This is a genomic window from [Clostridium] ammoniilyticum (genome assembly GCF_025566905.1).
In the GTDB taxonomy this organism is placed as follows: domain Bacteria; phylum Bacillota_I; class Bacilli_A; order Erysipelotrichales; family Coprobacillaceae; genus Faecalibacillus; species Faecalibacillus intestinalis.
Genome location: NZ_JAOQJR010000008.1, coordinates 79,110 through 95,287, shown reverse-complemented (window position 1 = coordinate 95,287; position 16,178 = coordinate 79,110). Strand labels below are relative to the sequence as shown.

The 16,178-nt window shown below is 31.9% G+C and carries 18 protein-coding genes and 13 tRNA genes; 5 read left to right on the top strand and 26 right to left on the bottom strand.

The genetic code is table 11. The annotated features are described in order from the left end of the window. Positions 1–31 precede the first annotated feature (31 nt). The 9 genes from OCV55_RS09115 to OCV55_RS09075 all read right to left on the bottom strand — a co-directional run bounded on the left by OCV55_RS09115 (position 32) and on the right by OCV55_RS09075 (position 7,810). On the bottom strand, positions 32–1,516 hold the full coding sequence (locus OCV55_RS09115; RefSeq protein WP_119363483.1) for a family 1 glycosylhydrolase: 1,485 nt from the start codon (positions 1,514–1,516) through the stop codon (positions 32–34). Positions 1,517–1,608: 92 nt separating this feature from the next. Continuing rightward, positions 1,609–2,247 (bottom strand): bifunctional phosphoribosyl-AMP cyclohydrolase/phosphoribosyl-ATP diphosphatase HisIE, encoded by a 639-nt coding sequence (gene hisIE, locus OCV55_RS09110; protein ID WP_032090192.1) that lies wholly within the window; start codon positions 2,245–2,247, stop codon positions 1,609–1,611. Beyond that, positions 2,247–3,014 (bottom strand): imidazole glycerol phosphate synthase subunit HisF, encoded by a 768-nt coding sequence (gene hisF, locus OCV55_RS09105; protein ID WP_147580416.1) that lies wholly within the window; start codon positions 3,012–3,014, stop codon positions 2,247–2,249. Before hisF ends, hisIE begins: the two co-directional genes overlap by 1 nt. Next, positions 2,996–3,721 carry a 1-(5-phosphoribosyl)-5-[(5-phosphoribosylamino)methylideneamino]imidazole-4-carboxamide isomerase gene (hisA, locus tag OCV55_RS09100; RefSeq protein ID WP_147580415.1) on the bottom strand — a complete coding sequence of 242 codons (726 nt, stop codon included), beginning with the start codon at positions 3,719–3,721 and terminating at the stop codon, positions 2,996–2,998. The genes hisF and hisA overlap by 19 nt, the downstream gene beginning before the upstream one ends. Next, positions 3,715–4,323 (bottom strand): imidazole glycerol phosphate synthase subunit HisH, encoded by a 609-nt coding sequence (gene hisH / locus OCV55_RS09095; RefSeq protein ID WP_147580414.1) that lies wholly within the window; start codon positions 4,321–4,323, stop codon positions 3,715–3,717. The genes hisA and hisH overlap by 7 nt, the downstream gene beginning before the upstream one ends. Continuing rightward, entirely contained in the window at positions 4,324–4,911 is a 588-nt protein-coding gene (gene hisB / locus OCV55_RS09090; RefSeq protein ID WP_147580413.1) for an imidazoleglycerol-phosphate dehydratase HisB, read from the bottom strand. A 2-nt stretch (positions 4,912–4,913) separates the two neighbouring features. After that, positions 4,914–6,212 carry a histidinol dehydrogenase gene (gene hisD / locus OCV55_RS09085; protein WP_032090197.1) on the bottom strand — a complete coding sequence of 433 codons (1,299 nt, stop codon included), beginning with the start codon at positions 6,210–6,212 and terminating at the stop codon, positions 4,914–4,916. Position 6,213: 1 nt separating this feature from the next. Next, the gene (gene hisG, locus OCV55_RS09080; protein WP_119363489.1) at positions 6,214–6,843 is read right to left on the bottom strand and encodes an ATP phosphoribosyltransferase; all 630 of its coding nucleotides are present in this window, start codon (positions 6,841–6,843) and stop codon (positions 6,214–6,216) included. Between the two features lies 1 nt (position 6,844). Then, positions 6,845–7,810 carry an ATP phosphoribosyltransferase regulatory subunit gene (locus OCV55_RS09075; RefSeq protein WP_147580412.1) on the bottom strand — a complete coding sequence of 322 codons (966 nt, stop codon included), beginning with the start codon at positions 7,808–7,810 and terminating at the stop codon, positions 6,845–6,847. Positions 7,811–8,258: 448 nt separating this feature from the next. Here OCV55_RS09075 and gdhA point away from each other — a divergent pair, with 448 nt between their 5' ends. Continuing rightward, the gene (gdhA, locus tag OCV55_RS09070) at positions 8,259–9,602 is read left to right on the top strand and encodes an NADP-specific glutamate dehydrogenase (protein WP_032090200.1); all 1,344 of its coding nucleotides are present in this window, start codon (positions 8,259–8,261) and stop codon (positions 9,600–9,602) included. A 23-nt stretch (positions 9,603–9,625) separates the two neighbouring features. On the opposite strand, the gene OCV55_RS09065 is transcribed toward gdhA, so the two are convergent. The 13 genes from OCV55_RS09065 to OCV55_RS09005 all read right to left on the bottom strand — a co-directional run bounded on the left by OCV55_RS09065 (position 9,626) and on the right by OCV55_RS09005 (position 11,247). Then, entirely contained in the window at positions 9,626–10,012 is a 387-nt protein-coding gene (locus OCV55_RS09065) for a hypothetical protein (RefSeq protein WP_032090201.1), read from the bottom strand. Positions 10,013–10,039: 27 nt separating this feature from the next. Next, positions 10,040–10,115, bottom strand: a tRNA-Phe gene (locus tag OCV55_RS09060). A gap of 6 nt (positions 10,116–10,121) precedes the next feature. Continuing rightward, positions 10,122–10,198, bottom strand: a tRNA-Asp gene (locus tag OCV55_RS09055). 4 nt (positions 10,199–10,202) lie between these two features. Then, positions 10,203–10,279: transfer RNA gene (locus OCV55_RS09050), tRNA-Met, on the bottom strand. 20 nt (positions 10,280–10,299) lie between these two features. After that, positions 10,300–10,392 (bottom strand) — tRNA-Ser (locus tag OCV55_RS09045). Between the two features lie 10 nt (positions 10,393–10,402). Continuing rightward, a tRNA-Ile gene (locus OCV55_RS09040) sits at positions 10,403–10,479 on the bottom strand. Positions 10,480–10,513: 34 nt separating this feature from the next. Continuing rightward, positions 10,514–10,590 (bottom strand) — tRNA-Met (locus OCV55_RS09035). Between the two features lie 115 nt (positions 10,591–10,705). Beyond that, positions 10,706–10,781: transfer RNA gene (locus OCV55_RS09030), tRNA-Phe, on the bottom strand. A gap of 6 nt (positions 10,782–10,787) precedes the next feature. Further along, a tRNA-Asp gene (locus tag OCV55_RS09025) sits at positions 10,788–10,864 on the bottom strand. A gap of 12 nt (positions 10,865–10,876) precedes the next feature. Further along, positions 10,877–10,969, bottom strand: a tRNA-Ser gene (locus OCV55_RS09020). Positions 10,970–10,979: 10 nt separating this feature from the next. Continuing rightward, positions 10,980–11,056, bottom strand: a tRNA-Met gene (locus tag OCV55_RS09015). 26 nt (positions 11,057–11,082) lie between these two features. Next, positions 11,083–11,158: transfer RNA gene (locus OCV55_RS09010), tRNA-Ala, on the bottom strand. Between the two features lie 12 nt (positions 11,159–11,170). Further along, positions 11,171–11,247, bottom strand: a tRNA-Pro gene (locus tag OCV55_RS09005). Between the two features lie 148 nt (positions 11,248–11,395). On the opposite strand from OCV55_RS09005, the gene OCV55_RS09000 reads away from it, so the two are divergent. Continuing rightward, complete coding sequence (locus tag OCV55_RS09000) at positions 11,396–12,376, top strand: HD domain-containing protein (RefSeq protein ID WP_032091631.1); 981 nt, start codon at positions 11,396–11,398, stop codon at positions 12,374–12,376. 38 nt (positions 12,377–12,414) lie between these two features. Here the strand turns inward: OCV55_RS09000 and OCV55_RS08995 are convergent, their stop codons facing one another. The 3 genes from OCV55_RS08995 to OCV55_RS08985 are packed head-to-tail and all read right to left on the bottom strand — an operon-like array spanning position 12,415 to position 13,401. Continuing rightward, positions 12,415–13,035 (bottom strand): manganese catalase family protein, encoded by a 621-nt coding sequence (locus OCV55_RS08995; RefSeq protein ID WP_032091630.1) that lies wholly within the window; start codon positions 13,033–13,035, stop codon positions 12,415–12,417. Continuing rightward, positions 12,993–13,274 (bottom strand): spore coat protein CotJB, encoded by a 282-nt coding sequence (locus OCV55_RS08990; RefSeq protein WP_117813763.1) that lies wholly within the window; start codon positions 13,272–13,274, stop codon positions 12,993–12,995. Before OCV55_RS08990 ends, OCV55_RS08995 begins: the two co-directional genes overlap by 43 nt. Beyond that, positions 13,267–13,401 (bottom strand): spore coat associated protein CotJA, encoded by a 135-nt coding sequence (locus OCV55_RS08985; protein WP_081919096.1) that lies wholly within the window; start codon positions 13,399–13,401, stop codon positions 13,267–13,269. The genes OCV55_RS08990 and OCV55_RS08985 overlap by 8 nt, the downstream gene beginning before the upstream one ends. A 107-nt stretch (positions 13,402–13,508) precedes the next feature. Here OCV55_RS08985 and OCV55_RS08980 point away from each other — a divergent pair. The 3 genes from OCV55_RS08980 (at position 13,509) to OCV55_RS08970 (ending at position 15,635) form a co-directional block, all read left to right on the top strand. Beyond that, positions 13,509–13,582 (top strand) — tRNA-Trp (locus tag OCV55_RS08980). A 150-nt stretch (positions 13,583–13,732) separates the two neighbouring features. Then, complete coding sequence (locus tag OCV55_RS08975; protein ID WP_267309882.1) at positions 13,733–14,611, top strand: LysR family transcriptional regulator; 879 nt, start codon at positions 13,733–13,735, stop codon at positions 14,609–14,611. Between the two features lie 85 nt (positions 14,612–14,696). Then, positions 14,697–15,635, top strand: coding sequence for an NAD(P)H-binding protein (locus tag OCV55_RS08970; protein ID WP_032091627.1), 939 nt, complete (start codon positions 14,697–14,699; stop codon positions 15,633–15,635). Positions 15,636–15,697: 62 nt separating this feature from the next. On the opposite strand, the gene OCV55_RS08965 is transcribed toward OCV55_RS08970, so the two are convergent. After that, positions 15,698–16,174, bottom strand: coding sequence for a VanZ family protein (locus OCV55_RS08965; RefSeq protein ID WP_267309881.1), 477 nt, complete (start codon positions 16,172–16,174; stop codon positions 15,698–15,700). Between the last annotated feature and the right edge of the window lie 4 nt (positions 16,175–16,178).

Below are 16,178 nucleotides of genomic sequence, written 5' to 3'. Positions count from 1 at the left end.
ATTTTCTCTTATTCATAAATTATCTGTTAAATTAATCTAAATCAGTTCCGTTTGATTCTATTACTTTTTTATACCAATAGAATGAATCTTTTGGTCTTCTTGATAAATCTCCAGTTCCATCATCATGTTTATCTACATAAATGAAACCATAACGTTTTCTCATTTCTCCAGTTCCAGCAGAAACTAAATCAATACATCCCCATGTTGTATAAGCAATTAAATCAACCCCATTATCACAAGCAGCTGACATTGCTTCAATATGTGGTCTATAGTAATCAATACGATAATCATCATGGATTGATCCATCTTCTTCTACTGTATCATAAGCACCTAGTCCATTTTCTACGACCATTAGTGGAATTCTATAACGGTCATAGATTTTTTCTAATGAATATTGAAGTCCTAATGGATCTAAAGCCCATCCCCAATCTGAATAAGTTAAATATGGGTTACGAATACCTGCCGCAAAGTTACCTTGTACTGTATCTTCTGTTTCATGAGTTGTCACATTGTTTGTCATATAGTAACTATATGTAAACATATCAACAACACCTTCTTTTAAGACTTTTAAATCTTCTTCAGTGATATCTAAATCTGTAATGTTATGTTCTTTCCAAATTCTCTTTGCAAATGGAGGATAAGCACCAAAGCATTGAACATCTCCACAATACCAGAAGTTTTCTTCCATTGTTTGTTGATTTAATAACATGTCTTTTGGATCACATGTATGTGGATATGTGATTGCTCCTCCAAGCATACATCCAATTTTGTTTTCAGGATCAATTTCATGTCCTAATTTAACGGCTTTTGCACTTGCCACAAATTGATAATGTAAATGTGTTAAACGTTTTTTGTAATCTTCATCAGTTGTCCCATCACCAAACATATTAATAACATTTAAAGTATTATTGATTTCATTAAATGTTAGCCAATATTTAACAAGTCCTTTGTATTCAGTAAAGACTGTTTTACAGTATTTTACAAAGAAATCAATGTATTGACGATCTTGCCAATCTCCATATTTTTCTACTAAATAAATTGGTGTATCAAAGTGATGAATCGTAACTAATGGTTCAATATTATATTTTCTTAATTCTTTGAAAACATCTCTATAAAATTCAATACCTTCTTGATTAGGTGTTTCTTCATCTCCACGAGGATAGATTCTTGACCAAGAAATAGACATTCTAAACATCTTGAATCCCATGTCTGCAAATAATTTAATATCTTCTTTATAATGATGATAGAAATCAGTACCTTCATGATTTGGATATAAGTATCCATCTAAACAAGCATAATGATCTCCACCTTCTGGTAAAGCATCATCAAAATGAACTTGTGGTGTTGCATGTGCATTTCCATCTTTATCGATCCAAGTTACTTTTCTTGGTTCTTTGACACTACCACCTGTTGTAAAGTCTGTTAAGGCTGGACCACGTCCACCTTCATTCCATCCACCTTCATATTGGTTTGCAGCTGTTGCTCCTCCCCAAAAAAATCCTTCTTTAAATCCCATTTGAATTCCTCCTTTATCATTGATTATTATTATATTCATTTTCATGTATTCATTTACATTTTTTCATAATATGAAACATAAAAAGAGAAGATTTAATAATCTCCTCTTGTATGAAATTCTTTTTTGTTTCCAGTTACTTGATGTCTTTCTTTAAGTTTATTTTGAATATCTTCTAAACTGACACCTCGATCATTCATTAAAACAAAAGTGTGGAATAATAAATCAGATATTTCTCCAACCAATTCTTCTTTATTATCATTTTTTGCTGCAATAATTGTTTCGCTTGCCTCTTCACCCACTTTTTTACAAATCTTATCAACCCCTTCATTCAATAAGTAATTTGTATAAGATTTTTCAACTGGATGAATCTTACGATCAGCAATTGTTTTTTCCAATTCTCTAAAAATATCTCTTGCATCATAAGCTTGTACTTCATTAAAGAAGCATGAATAAGCCCCAGTATGACAAGCCGCTCCTGTTTGTTTGACATAAATCAATAAAGTATCTAAATCACAATCTAAATACATTCCTTTAATATCTTGAAAATGTCCTGATTCTTCTCCTTTATGCCATAACTTTTGTCTGCTTCTTGAATAAAAAACAGTTTGTTTAAGTTCTAACATTTTATCATAAGCTTCTTCATTGACATAAGCTAACATTAATACTTCTTTTGTTTGATAATCTTGGACAATTGCTGGAATTAATTCCATTTTATTAAAATCTGGTCTCATTATCTTGTTCTCCTTACATTTATACCATGTTTTTTACATTCATTTCTTACATCTTCAACAGTTGCTTCATTAAAGTGGAAAAGTGAAGCCACTAATGCTGCATCAACATTTGTTTTTTCAAAAACATCAACAATATCTTGAACACTTCCACAACCACCTGAAGCAATAACTGGAATATCAACAGCCTTACAAACAGCATTAAGCATTTCAATATCATAACCCGCTTTAGTTCCGTCCGCATCCATCGAAGTAAGCAATACTTCTCCAGCACCTAAACTTTCGCATTTTTTTACCCATTCAATTAAATCTAAACCTGTATTTTCTCTTCCACCTTTAACGTAGACATTCCATCCACTTTGGTCTTCTCTTTTTTTGGCATCAATAGCAATTACTACACATTGAACCCCAAATTCATCAGCGGCTTCTTTAATTAGTTGAGGATTAGCAATTGCTGCAGAATTAATAGAAACTTTATCAGCACCTGAGGCAAGAATCATTCTAAAATCATCTAATGTTCTAATTCCACCTCCTACTGCTAGAGGAATTGTTAGTTCTGAAGCCCCGCGTTCAATAATATCTTTCATAATGCCTCTATCTTCATAAGAAGCTGTAATATCCAAAAAGACAACTTCATCTGCACATTGTACGTCATATTTTTTAGCAAGTTCAATAGGGTCTCCAACATCTTTTAATCCAACAAAATTGACTCCTTTAACCACTTTCCCATCTTTGATATCCAAACAAGGAATTATACGTTTTGTAAGCATTTGATTGTCTCCTTTAAATCAATTTTCTTTTCGTAATAAGCTTTTCCAACGATACATGCATAATAATCTTTTTGAGCAACTTTTTGGATATTATCAAAATCTTTAATTCCTCCAGAAACAACAAATTGAATTTGACTGTTTTTAGCGATTTCATCATACATTTCAAAATTAGGTCCTGTCAAAGTTCCATCTTTAGAAATATCTGTTGCTACAATATAGCCAACACCAATAGATTCCAAATATTGAATAAATTCAATATAAGGCATTTGACTTGTTTCTAACCATCCTGCTGTAGAAACAAAACCATTTTTAACATCTACACCGACAACTATTTTCTCACTACCATATTGTCTTAATACTTCTTTTAAAAATTTGGGATCTTTTAAAGCTGCCGTTCCTAAAATAACACGATCAATTCCTACTTCATCTAAATAGAGTTGAACTGTTTTTAAATCACGGATTCCTCCACCAAGTTCCATTTTCATTTTTGTGCTATTTCTAATTTTTTTAATCGTTTCTAAATTTTTAGCAAAACCATCTTTAGCGCCATCTAAATCTACAACATGTAAATAAATAGCTCCTGCTTTTTCAAAAGTTTGAGCAAGTTCTTCTGGATGATCACTATAAACCGTTTTTTGATTATAATCTCCTTTAAATAAACGTACTGCTTGTCCATCTTTTAAATCTATTGCTGGAATAACTAACATTCGACCATCTCCTTAAACGCAAGTAATATTTTATGCCCAACCATTCCTGATTTTTCAGGATGGAATTGGCACCCAATGACATTTTTATTTTGCACTAAAGCTGTAACTTTAGTAGTTCCATAATCTGTATACGCTACAAGATTTTCATCTTTACAATGTGCCATATATGAATGTACAAAATAAACATCATCATTTTCATGTACATATTTCAAAATTGGTTGATGATTTGTTATATGTAATTGATTCCATCCCATATGAGGAATCTTTTCATCAATATCCATATAACGTACTGAACCTGGAATAAATCCTAGTCCTTTTGTTTCTTTTACTTCACACCCTTTTTCAAATAAAATTTGCATTCCTAAACAAATCCCAAGAATAGGAATTCCTGCCTCTTTTCGCTCTGTTAAAATATCAACTAAATGATACTTTTCTAAATTCTTCATCGCAGTAGGAAAAGTTCCTACTCCAGGTAAAACAATTCCCTTAGCTTCTTTAATAACTTTTTCATCTCTAGAAACAACAGTTTCAAGTCCAATTCTTTTAAAAGCACCGACAACACTTTTTAAATTTCCTACATTGTAATCAATAATAACAATCATTTATAAAACTCCTTTTGAAGAAACGATCTTATCTTTATTTTTTTCATCAATGCGTACCGCCTCTTTTAAAGCTCTTCCAAAAGCTTTAAAACATGCCTCGATTACATGATGAACATTATTTCCATAAGCCTCATTTAAATGCAATGTTGCATTCATATTGTAAGCAACCGCTCTAAAAAATTCTTCTGTCATTTCACTTTCATAATTTCCTAAATTAACTTTAGGAATATCTACATTAAAAACAAGGAAACTTCTTCCTGAAATGTCTAAATTGCATGTTACTAGTGCTTCATCCATAGGAATTGTAAAATGCCCATAACGTGTAATACCCTTTTTATCACCTAAAGCTTCTAAAATAATTTTACCTAAAGCAATTCCCATATCTTCAACGCTATGATGACTATCTACTTCTAAATCACCATGACAAATCATTTTGATATCCATTTCACTATGGAAAGCAAACAAGGTCAACATATGATCAAAAAACCCAATCCCTGTTTGAATCTCTGCTTTCCCTGTACCATCTAAATTAATTTCTAAACTAATTTGTGTTTCATTTGTATTTCTTTTTAGTTTGGCTTCTCTCATGATTATTCCTCCTCAAAACGTACAGCAATACTATTTGCATGAGCATCTAAACCTTCACTTTTTGCGAAAGTTTGAACATCATCTTTAAATGTTTCTAAAACATCTTTTGGATAATAACTATAAGATGAATATTTAACGAAATCATAAACACCTAACGCTGAATAGAATTTAGCTGTTCCTCCTGTTGGTAAAACATGGTTTGTTCCTGACATATAATCACCTAGAGGTTCTGGTGAGTATTCTCCAAGGAAAATAGAACCTGCATTTTTAATATAAGGAAGTGTATTGACTGGGTTTTCAACTAAAACTTCTAAATGTTCTGGCGCTAAATAATTAGATACTTCAAAAGCTTCTTTTAAGTCTTTTACAAGAATTGCTCCTCCATAATTTTGAAGAGATTCTTCAATAATTTCTTTACGTGATAAATAAGCCATTTGTCTTTTGAGTTCAACATTGACTTTTTCAGCAAGTTCTTTACTTGTTGTTACAAGCATTGCACTAGCAAGTTTATCATGTTCTGCTTGTGACATTAAATCAGCAGCAATATATTTAGGATTCGCATTTTCATCAGCAATAACTAAAACTTCGCTTGGACCTGCCACCATATCAATATCGACAACCCCATAGCTTAATTTTTTAGCTGTCGCAACAAAGATATTTCCTGGTCCTACGATTTTATCTACTTTTTCAATTGTTTCTGTTCCATTAGCGATAGCAGCAACTCCTTGTGCTCCACCAAATTTATAAATAGTATCAACACCTGATACTTTTGCAGCTGCAACAATAACAGGATTAACTTTGCCATCTGCTTTAACCGGTGTAATAATAACTAAATCTTTAACTCCAGCAAGTTTTGCAGGAATGGCATTCATTAAAACTGTTGAAGGATAGGCAGCTGTTCCACCTGGAACATATAAAGCAACTCTTTCAATTGGTCTTACCATTTGTCCCATGATCACTCCGTTATCTTTATATAATGACCATGATTTATCAATTTGATTTTTATGGAATTCTGTAATTTGTTGTTTTGTTCTTTCAAGGATTCTTATGTAATCTTGATCCACTTGTTTTAAAGCTTCTTCTTTTTCTTGATTTGAAACAACGAAATCATTTTCATCTTTAATTTGATAACCATCAAATTTTCGACAATAGTTGATCAAGGCTTGATTTCCATTTTTTCTAATATCATTAATAATATCATTTACAGCATTATTAACTTCTATCGAAATTTCTTCTTTTCGATTATTTAATTTTTGTGCAATTTCTTTTAAATTCCCATCATATTCAATTACTTTAAGCATCTTAATTTCCCCCTATTACTTTTTCTAATTGATTTACAATATTCATAATTTCATCCTTCTTAAATTTAAAAGCTACCTTATTAACAATCATTCTTGTTGAAATATCACTTACTTTTTCAATTACTTCTAGACCATTTGCTTTAAGAGTTGAACCTGTTTCAACAATATCAACGATTGCATCAGAAATTCCTGTCACTGGTCCTAGTTCAACAGAACCTTCTAATTTAATAATTTCCACATCTTCTTGTTTAGAAGCAAAATATTTCTTCGCAACATTTGTATATTTGCTGGCAATCTTTTTACGACGATTAAATACTTTATTTCGATATTCTGGATAAGCAGCTACTGCGAAATAACATTTTCCTATTTCCAGATCAAGAAGTTCATAGTAATCTTCAAAATCTACATCATCCAACGTATCCTTTCCTACAAAACCAATATCAACAATCCCATGTTCCAAAAATGTAACAACATCATTGGGTTTACCAAAAATCATTGAAATTCCATCTTTTGTTTCAATTAATAATTCTCGATTTTTATTAAAAATAGGATCCATATCAAAACCTGCTTCTGCAAGCAGTTTACATACTTGTTTTTCGATTCTTCCTTTAGTAATAGCTATTTTAATCATGTTACTCTCCCTCTTTTTCAATGGCTTTTAAAATATGATTCATATGAAAGCAGAACCCAACAGCTGTTTTATCAACATTAAATCTAGGAAGCAAATCATCATAACGTCCTCCTGATAAAATTGGATTTGCACTTTGATCACTATATCCTTTAATCATAAAGCCTGTATAATATTTCATGGTTGGAACCATTCCTAAATCAAAAATAATTCCTTCTTTACTATCTAATGATTCATAAAGATCTTTTAATTCTTGTAATGCCCCTAACAAAACAGAATCTTGACATTTATCCATCATTTGATGAAGTAAATCAATATTTCCAAAACATGTTGGTAAAGATAACAGCAATTGATTCAAGCTTTCTTCAAAATCATTTTTAGAAACAAAACGTTTCATTTCACTAATATCTCTTAATCTTAAAATATCTTCTAATTCATTTCTTTGATTTCCCACCAATTCTAATAAACGATTATAGAATTTAGCAGAGCCCAATTCTAAAAGAATATTTTTTAATGAAATTCCTGGTAAAGATTCTTGAATCATTGTCATAACTTCCTTATCTCCTTGAAGTCCTGGCTTATTCATTAATTCTACACCACCTTGAAAAAACTCACTGCTTCTTCCTTTATGCATTATTTCTTTACGATACACTTTTCCAAAATAACTGTAACGTGCTTCCCCTTCATTTGCACTATTAGCATAAAGTCTGGCAAGAGGTATTGTAAAATCTAAACGCATGGCAACATTTTTACCTTCGTGATTGATGTATTGAAACATCTTATCAACCGTAAAACCACAATCCAATTTTGTATATAAATCAACATATTCAAATGATGGCATCAACACTTCATTGTACCCATGATTTGAAAAAACATGTCGTAAATGATTTTCAATTTCCCTTAATTTTTCTACATTTGTAATAATTGCATCTATGCTTTCTTCAGGTATCAAATATTTAAACTCTTCCATAAAAATCCCCCTTATTACTAAAAAAACGAGTCATCTAATGACTCGTTTCAACATCATTAGATACAGCTTAATTGTGATAGACAAAATGGGCTGTATCATAAATGATATAACCCTACTTTTTCCAATGATGGTGATGTAATTGTGTGTTATTTAGTATTTTCATAGTAATCACCTCTTGTTGTGCTTTATTCTAGCATAGATTGTATACAAAGGAAAGATGATTATGCATTTTTATGAAATATTTTATACTTTAAACACTTTATTGTATACAAATCATAAGTTGTAATTTTTTATTTTTTTGATAATTGATTGTATACAATTTTTATCGTGATAAAACACGTTGTGTAGTATTTTTATTATCACGATAACTTATTTATGTGATAATTTTTTCTTAATTTATTCATTTATTATTATTAAAGATGTATGATAACCCTAGGAGGATATAACAATGGAATATATTGAAAGAGTATTAACAAACTTAAAAGCTAAAAATACTGATCAACCTGAATTTATCCAAGCTGTTGAAGAAGTATTAGAAAGCTTAGAACCAGTAATCAAAGCTCATCCTGAGTATGAAGATATGGCTATTTTAGAAAGATTAACTGAACCAGAAAGAACTTTAATGTTTAAAGTACCTTGGATGGATGATCAAGGTAAAGTTCAAGTAAACAGAGGATATCGTATTCAATTCTCTAGTGCTATTGGACCTTATAAAGGTGGTTTAAGATTCCACCCTTCTGTTAACCTTGGAATTATTAAATTCTTAGGATTCGAACAAATTTTCAAAAACTCATTAACAACACTTCCTATCGGTGGTGGTAAAGGTGGCTCTGATTTCGACCCACAAGGTAAATCAGATGCTGAAGTTATGAGATTCTGTCAATCATTCATGACTGAATTATATCGTCACATTGGACCTAGCGTTGACGTACCTGCTGGAGATATCGGCGTTGGTGGTAGAGAAATCGGATATTTATTTGGACAATACAAACGTATTAAAGATGCTTATGAAAACGGTGTTTTAACTGGTAAAGGTATGACTTATGGTGGTTCATTAATTAGACCAGAAGCTACTGGTTTTGGTGCTGTATACTATGGTAAAGAAGTATTAGCTCATTTCAACGATACTTATGAAGGAAAAACAATTGCTGTTTCTGGATATGGTAACGTTGCTTGGGGTGTATGTATCAAAGCTAAAGAATATGGAGCAAAAGTTGTTTCTATTTCTGGTAGAGATGGATACGTTTATGATCCTGATGGAATCAATACTGATGAAAAAATTGATTTCTTATTAAAAATTCGTTCATCAAATGATGTTAAATTAAAAGACTATGCTGAAAAATTCGGATGTGAATTCCATCCTGGTGAAAAACCATGGGGATTAAAAGTAGATATGGCTTTCCCTTGCGCTACTCAAAATGAAATTGGTGAAGAAGAAGCTAAACAATTGATCGCTAATGGATGTAAATACATCATCGAAGGTGCTAACATGCCAAGTACACCTGAAGCAATTGCTTACTTTACAGCAAATGGTGGTACTTTAGGACCTGCAAAAGCTGCTAACGCTGGTGGTGTTGCTGTTTCAGCATTAGAAATGTCTCAAAACTCTATGAGATATAACTGGACAAGTGAAGAAGTTGATGAAAAATTGCATAATATCATGAAATCAATTTTCAACAACTCTGTTGCTGCTGCTGAAAAATATGGATTAGGATTTGACTTAATCAAAGGTGCTAATATTGCTGGTTTTGAAAAAGTAGTAGAAGCTATGATTTCTCAAGGAATCTATTAATAAACAAAAAAATGGACAGGAGATTAAATCTCTTGTCCATTTTTATATTGATTAAATTTTTTATCTAATTCTTCATAAAATGATGTAGCGTTTACTAAATAAATATTTTTTGTATGATTATTAAATTGTAATTCAATTCGATGTTTTGAGTTGAGTGAATATGCTGTTAAATCCTTAAATTCAATCATTTGAGGCATAAAACCGATCCCCTTAAAGAAATATACTAATAAACCATCTTCAAAAACAGAAGCGTTAAAACGTATTAATAAAGTAGGAAGTACCCCTAACGCTAGTAATAAAACAACCACTAATTTCATTCGATCATAACGAAAATAAATTCCACTAAACGCACATAAAATAACCAAAATAATTGAAATAACGACCATTCTTAAATCTTTATATTTAAACATAACTTTTCTCCTTTAAAGATAAAAAAATGGTGGTTCCGGGCGGAATCGAACCACCGACACGAGGATTTTCAGTCCTCTGCTCTACCGACTGAGCTACGGAACCATCATTTGGCGGTCTGGACGGGACTCGAACCCGCGACCTCCGCCGTGACAGGGCGGCATTCTAACCAGCTGAACTACCAGACCATTTTGGTTGCGGGAGAAGGATTTGAACCAACGACCTTCGGGTTATGAGCCCGACGAGCTACCAGACTGCTCCATCCCGCGATATTAAGTTTTTTAATAAATGGCGGAGATTGAGGGATTCGAACCCCCGCAGGACGTTAATCCTCTGCTGGTTTTCAAGACCAGTCCCTTCAGCCAGACTTGGGTAAATCTCCGCAATATTAATGGTGGACCCTGTAGGACTCGAACCTACGACCGATCGGTTATGAGCCGATAGCTCTAACCAACTGAGCTAAGGGTCCGCAGTATATGCCCTATAGGCACCTTAAATAAAAATGGTAGCGGGAGGGGGATTCGAACCCTCGACCCTCCGGGTATGAACCGAATGCTCTAGCCAGCTGAGCTATCCCGCCATAATATTGAAATTTATTAAATTAATTGGTGGAGCCAAGCGGGATCGAACCGCTGACCCCCTGCGTGCAAGGCAGGTGCTCTCTTTTTTTGTATAAGTAAAATCAAATAAAAAAATGGTGGTTCCGGGCGGAATCGAACCACCGACACGAGGATTTTCAGTCCTCTGCTCTACCGACTGAGCTACGGAACCATTAATTGGCGGTCTGGACGGGACTCGAACCCGCGACCTCCGCCGTGACAGGGCGGCATTCTAACCAACTGAACTACCAGACCAAAAGATAAAAATGGCGGAGATTGAGGGATTCGAACCCCCGCAGGACGTTAATCCTCTGCTGGTTTTCAAGACCAGTCCCTTCAGCCAGACTTGGGTAAATCTCCGCAATATTAATGGTAGCGGGAGGGGGATTCGAACCCTCGACACTCCGGGTATGAACCGAATGCTCTAGCCAACTGAGCTATCCCGCCATAATATTGAAATTTATTAAATTAATTGGTGGAGCCAAGCGGGATCGAACCGCTGACCCCCTGCGTGCAAGGCAGGTGCTCTCCCAGCTGAGCTATGGCCCCAATTTTTATAAATGGTCGGGAAGACAGGATTTGAACCTGCGACCCCCTGGTCCCAAACCAGGTGCACTACCAAGCTGTGCTACTTCCCGTTACTGCCCTTATAATTATACATATATTTTCACTTTAATCAAGCTTTATTTTAAAAAAATATTAAAATAAATTTTACTCTATTTTAATATACTTTAAAAAAGTGTGATAGAATGAATGTAATTTAAAATTTTAAGGAGTTGAAAAAAATTGAATAATTTATGGAAAATTTATGAAAAAGAGCCTTTAGAATTTATAAATAGTCTTATACATGTTCCATCAATGCAAAGACTTAAAGATATTGGGATGAATTGCGGAGTGGAATATACTGCTTTTGACTTCTTTTCAAACATTGTACCATATTCTCGTTATCAACATAGTATAGGGGTTGCATTAATTGTTTATCATTTTTCACATGATCTTAGACAGACAGTTGCAGGTTTGCTTCATGATATAGCAACTCCTGTCTTTGCACATACGATAGATTTCTATCACCAAGATCATTTAAAACAAGAATCAACAGAATTAGATACGAAAAAGGTAATTGAAAAAGATACCTTATTAGTTTCTTTGTTACATAAGTATCATTTAACGATAGAAGATGTTTGTAACTATCATTTATATCCGCTGGCTGATAATGAATCTCCTAAACTTTCTGCAGATCGTTTGGAATATACATTAGGAAATATGTATAGTTATGGATTTTGTGATTTAGAGATGATACAAATGATTTATAAGGATCTCAAAGTAAATGACAAGAAAGATGAACTTATTTTTAAACATGAAGATAAAGCTGTTCTTTTTACAAAAATGATGTTGGAGTGTTCACATGTTTATATTTGTGATGAAGATCGTTATGCGATGCAATATTTATCTTATGTTATTAAAAAAGCAGTTGATAGAGGTGTAGTTAAAGAAGATGATTTTTATCTTCAAGAAAAGAGTTTTATTGATTTATTAATAAAAGATAAAGAAATTAAACAGTTATGGGATGATTTTCGACAATTAAATTGTGTTTATAAAGGAAAAAATAAAGATTTTTTTTGTAAACAAATTCCAGCTAAAAAAAGATATATCGATGTTTATGTAGAAAATAAAGGGAGAATTTCTAAGATAAATAAGGAAATGGCTCAAGAAATACAAATGTTTTTAGCAACAGATTTAAGTGAATATTTGTGGGGGAAAGTGTGAATAAGTGCATAAAAGGTGAATAACTTGAGTTATTCACCTTATTCACATGTTTGTTCACGTTTTGATGAAGTAAATGAGGGATTATAAGCGTAGTAGTTCTTCTTATTTAATTGACTCTTGACATATTCAAGTCCTTCAGCAAAACGTTGATAATGCACGATTTCTCTTTCTCTTAAAAAACGAATGACTTTATTGACGTCTTCATTTTTACTTAAAGCAAGAATGTTATCATAAGTGGTTCTAGCTTTTTGTTCAGCAGCCATGTCTTCTGTTAAATCAGAAATAGGATCTCCCACAGATTGGAAAGTATCGGCACTAAAAGGAATACCCGCACTATTTGTTGGATAGACACCTAATGTATGATCAGTAAAATAGGCATCTAATCCACCTTCTTTAATTTCTTGAGGTGTTAGACCATTGGTAAGTTGATAGAAAAGGGTACTAATAATTTCAACATGAGCAAGTTCTTCTGTTCCAATGTCTGTCAATAAGGCTTGAATTCTTGGATAAGGCATCGTATAGCGTTGATTTAGATAACGAAGTGCTGCTCCTAATTCACCATTAGGTCCACCAAGCTGTGAAATAACGATTTTAGCAGTTTTAGCATCAGGTTTTCTTACATTAACGGGATATTGCAAGCGCTTTTCATACAACCACATGTTGATCCTCCTTTCATCCAAGGAAATGGTTCATTAATATAGTTTTCAATATTCTTTCCGTCTCTATTTGTAAGAGCACCGCCATTTTTTAAATAAGTTTCTTTCATCTTTAAAAGATGCTTCATCCCTTCTTTATAATATTTTTTAGCTTCTTGATCATCAGGGTGGGTATCTAAAAACAAAGTAACATCTTGGATACAAAAATCCAATTTACTTATTTGTAATAATGTATCATCCACGTTGCATCACCCATGGTTTATCCAATTGTTTAAAAATAGTTCCTTTATCAAAAGCAACATTCATTTTATAGATATCTTTAAATGTTTGTATTTTGATAGAGGATATAGTTAATTCTAATTCATTCATATTTAACCTCCTCAAAATTATCTTATGAGACATTTTTTTTAATTTATAGGCAATTAACTATTGCTTAATTGTTTTTTATATGATATATTAATTAGGCAAACCCAACTAGGGGTATAGTTCAATGGTAGAATACCGGTCTCCAAAACCGTTGATGTGGGTTCGACTCCTACTACCCCTGCCAGTTTGTGATAAACACATCTTAGATGTGTTTTTTTATTTGTGTATTGTGAATATGGTTGTGAATAAAGTGAATAACTTAAGTTATTCACTTTTTTGCGCACAATTTGAACATTAATGTGAATAAAATGATATGATAGATAGGGTGATAAAGATGTTTAAACAAGTAATTTATTATTTTATAGCAGTAGTCGAACAAGGAAGTTTTTCAAAAGCAGCCAAAAAATTTTATCTATCACAATCAGCAATTTCTCAGCAAATCACAAAATTGGAAAATGATTTGGGATTTTCTCTTTTTGATCGTAGGACTTATTATCCAACATTAACAGAAGAAGGAAAAAGGTATTATGATCTTGCAAAGAAATTATTGAGTGATTATAAAAATGAATATAATGATATTAAAGAAAATTTACAAAAAGATGTGTTAACGATTGGGATTACAGGTCCTTTTGAAAGAAAGCATGTACCATTTATTGTTAAACAATTCAAAGAAAACGATGCTATTTCAATTGATATCAAAGCTTTTAATTTATTTACCTGTATTGAAAAATTAAACAATCGAGAAATAGATATTGCTTTTGGCTTAAGTAATAACTTTAAAAATTATCCAGATCTTATTTATCGTACAATTTATCATTCACATATTTGTGTCGTTACTTCTTTAGAACATCCTTTAAGTCATAAAGAATATGTAACAATTAAAGATATCAAAAATGAACCTCTTATTGTTTTATCGAAAAAACAAGGAAAAGAGTACTATCATGATTATATGGAAGCTTTCCGTTTAGATGGAATGATTCCTTATATAAAAAAAGAAGTAGATGATTTAAATGAATATGTGATGGCTATTTCTTTAGGGGAAGGAATAGGACTTTCGGCCACAGAGGTCATCAGTGAAAATGATCAAGTAGCAGTGATTCCTTTAAAAGAAAGTCATCATCATGCTGATTATGCTGTAGGATATCATCAAGATAATGGAAAAAAGGCGATACAACAATTTATGAAATATGTAGAAGATTATTTTAGACTATAAGAAAAACTTATAGTCTTTATTAATTTTTAAGGTCTATTTTATAAAAATATTCATGATATAATTTTCACATGTGGAGGTATGAACGATGAGTAAAATTGTTATTAATGGTGTTGATGGAAATTTTGGTTCATTAGTGGCTAAATACGCTTTAGAATTGATGAACAAAGAAGATTTAGTATTTACAGCACCTAAAGAAGAAAGTTTAAAAGAATATAAGGAACAAGGGATTCAAACAGCTATAGCTAATTTTAATGATCCTGAAGGACTTGTTAAAGTTTTTGAAAATGCGGATAAAGTTTTATTGATTTCAATGCCTTTTGTAGGTGAAAAAAGAAGACAAGCTCATAAAAATGCAGTAGATGCATGTGTGAAAGCAAATGTTAAACAAATTATTTATACATCTGTTTTATCAGCAGCACATCCATTTAACCCAAGCATTGAAAATGTAGATCATTCTTATACAGAAGCAATTATTCAAAATACATCGCTTGATTATATCTTTTTAAGAAATTCTCTTTTTGTTGAAGCATTTACAAGTGACTATTTAAGGGCAGTAGAAGCTAAAGAAACAACAATTTCTAAAAACATGGGTGATGGACGTGTGTGGTTTATTTCACGTAAGGATTGCGCTTATGCAGCAGCTTGTGCTTTAAATAATCATTTATTACATCGAGCTGTTTTAAATATTAATGGTTTAGAACCACTATCTTATGAAGATTTCTTAGCTATTGGAAACAAAGCAACAGGAAATCATATCACTTATACAAGACTTACAGATGATGAACTTTATGCTTATTTTGATTCAATTGGTGTTCCTAGAAATACGGATGGAGATTTTTCAAAAAGTCCAATTAAAGCAACATCAGAAGGAATGGTTACTTTTGGAACAACTGTCACACAAGGCTATTTAGATGTTCCTGTTAGTGATTTTAGTTCACTTACAGGAAGAAAACCATTATCTATTCAATATATCTTTGAACATGTAGATGATTATTTATTAGGTGATCGTCATCCAACAGAATAAAAAAATGAGGGAGACCTCATTTTTATTATGCACAATTGTGAATAACTTGTGATTTATGTGCGTTAATTGTTTATAAGAATAATAACGATCAAAGAAACAAATAAAATCGTTACAATAGCTTCTAATGCTAAAATAATTTTATTGGTCTTCTCTTTAAAAATCTTTTTTAAAAGATAATAAAGACCAACACCGACAAGTACTCCTGTTGTATTCGTAATTAAATCTGTAATATCACTTGCTCCAAGACAAAAGATATATTGAGATAATTCTAATGAAATGCTTAATAGAAAACCAAGAAATATTGTTCGATCACTATTAATATTTAATGTTTTTAAATAGAGTCCAAAAGGAATAAAAATAATCAGATTATCAAGAACTTCTCTTATTTGATAAGTTGTCTTATTTGGATAATAGAAGGGAATTAAATTAATGCTTCTAAAATGTGGTAATTGATCAATAGAAACAGATAATTTAAAAAGTATGATCCAGATGACTAAAAATATGTAAATAGTAAATAATATATGTGTAGTTTTTTTCATAAAG

Excerpts from the sequence above, each read along its gene's own strand:
- hisB (WP_147580413.1), bottom strand. The coding sequence starts at position 4,911 with ATGAGAGAAGCCAAACTAAAAAGAAATACAAATGAAACACAAATTAGT.
- OCV55_RS08970 (WP_032091627.1), top strand. The coding sequence starts at position 14,697 with ATGAGTAAAATTGTTATTAATGGTGTTGATGGAAATTTTGGTTCATTA.
- OCV55_RS08985 (WP_081919096.1), bottom strand. The coding sequence starts at position 13,401 with ATGAATGAATTAGAATTAACTATATCCTCTATCAAAATACAAACATTT.
- hisA (WP_147580415.1), bottom strand. The coding sequence starts at position 3,721 with ATGTTAGTTATTCCAGCAATAGATTTAAAAGATGGACAAGCAGTACGT.
- hisG (WP_119363489.1), bottom strand. The coding sequence starts at position 6,843 with ATGATTAAAATAGCTATTACTAAAGGAAGAATCGAAAAACAAGTATGT.
- hisD (WP_032090197.1), bottom strand. The coding sequence starts at position 6,212 with ATGCTTAAAGTAATTGAATATGATGGGAATTTAAAAGAAATTGCACAA.
- gdhA (WP_032090200.1), top strand. The coding sequence starts at position 8,259 with ATGGAATATATTGAAAGAGTATTAACAAACTTAAAAGCTAAAAATACT.
- OCV55_RS09065 (WP_032090201.1), bottom strand. The coding sequence starts at position 10,012 with ATGTTTAAATATAAAGATTTAAGAATGGTCGTTATTTCAATTATTTTG.
- OCV55_RS08995 (WP_032091630.1), bottom strand. The coding sequence starts at position 13,035 with ATGTGGTTGTATGAAAAGCGCTTGCAATATCCCGTTAATGTAAGAAAA.
- OCV55_RS08975 (WP_267309882.1), top strand. The coding sequence starts at position 13,733 with ATGTTTAAACAAGTAATTTATTATTTTATAGCAGTAGTCGAACAAGGA.
- hisH (WP_147580414.1), bottom strand. The coding sequence starts at position 4,323 with ATGATTGTTATTATTGATTACAATGTAGGAAATTTAAAAAGTGTTGTC.
- hisIE (WP_032090192.1), bottom strand. The coding sequence starts at position 2,247 with ATGAGACCAGATTTTAATAAAATGGAATTAATTCCAGCAATTGTCCAA.
- OCV55_RS09075 (WP_147580412.1), bottom strand. The coding sequence starts at position 7,810 with ATGGAAGAGTTTAAATATTTGATACCTGAAGAAAGCATAGATGCAATT.
- OCV55_RS08965 (WP_267309881.1), bottom strand. The coding sequence starts at position 16,174 with ATGAAAAAAACTACACATATATTATTTACTATTTACATATTTTTAGTC.
- OCV55_RS09115 (WP_119363483.1), bottom strand. The coding sequence starts at position 1,516 with ATGGGATTTAAAGAAGGATTTTTTTGGGGAGGAGCAACAGCTGCAAAC.
- hisF (WP_147580416.1), bottom strand. The coding sequence starts at position 3,014 with ATGCTTACAAAACGTATAATTCCTTGTTTGGATATCAAAGATGGGAAA.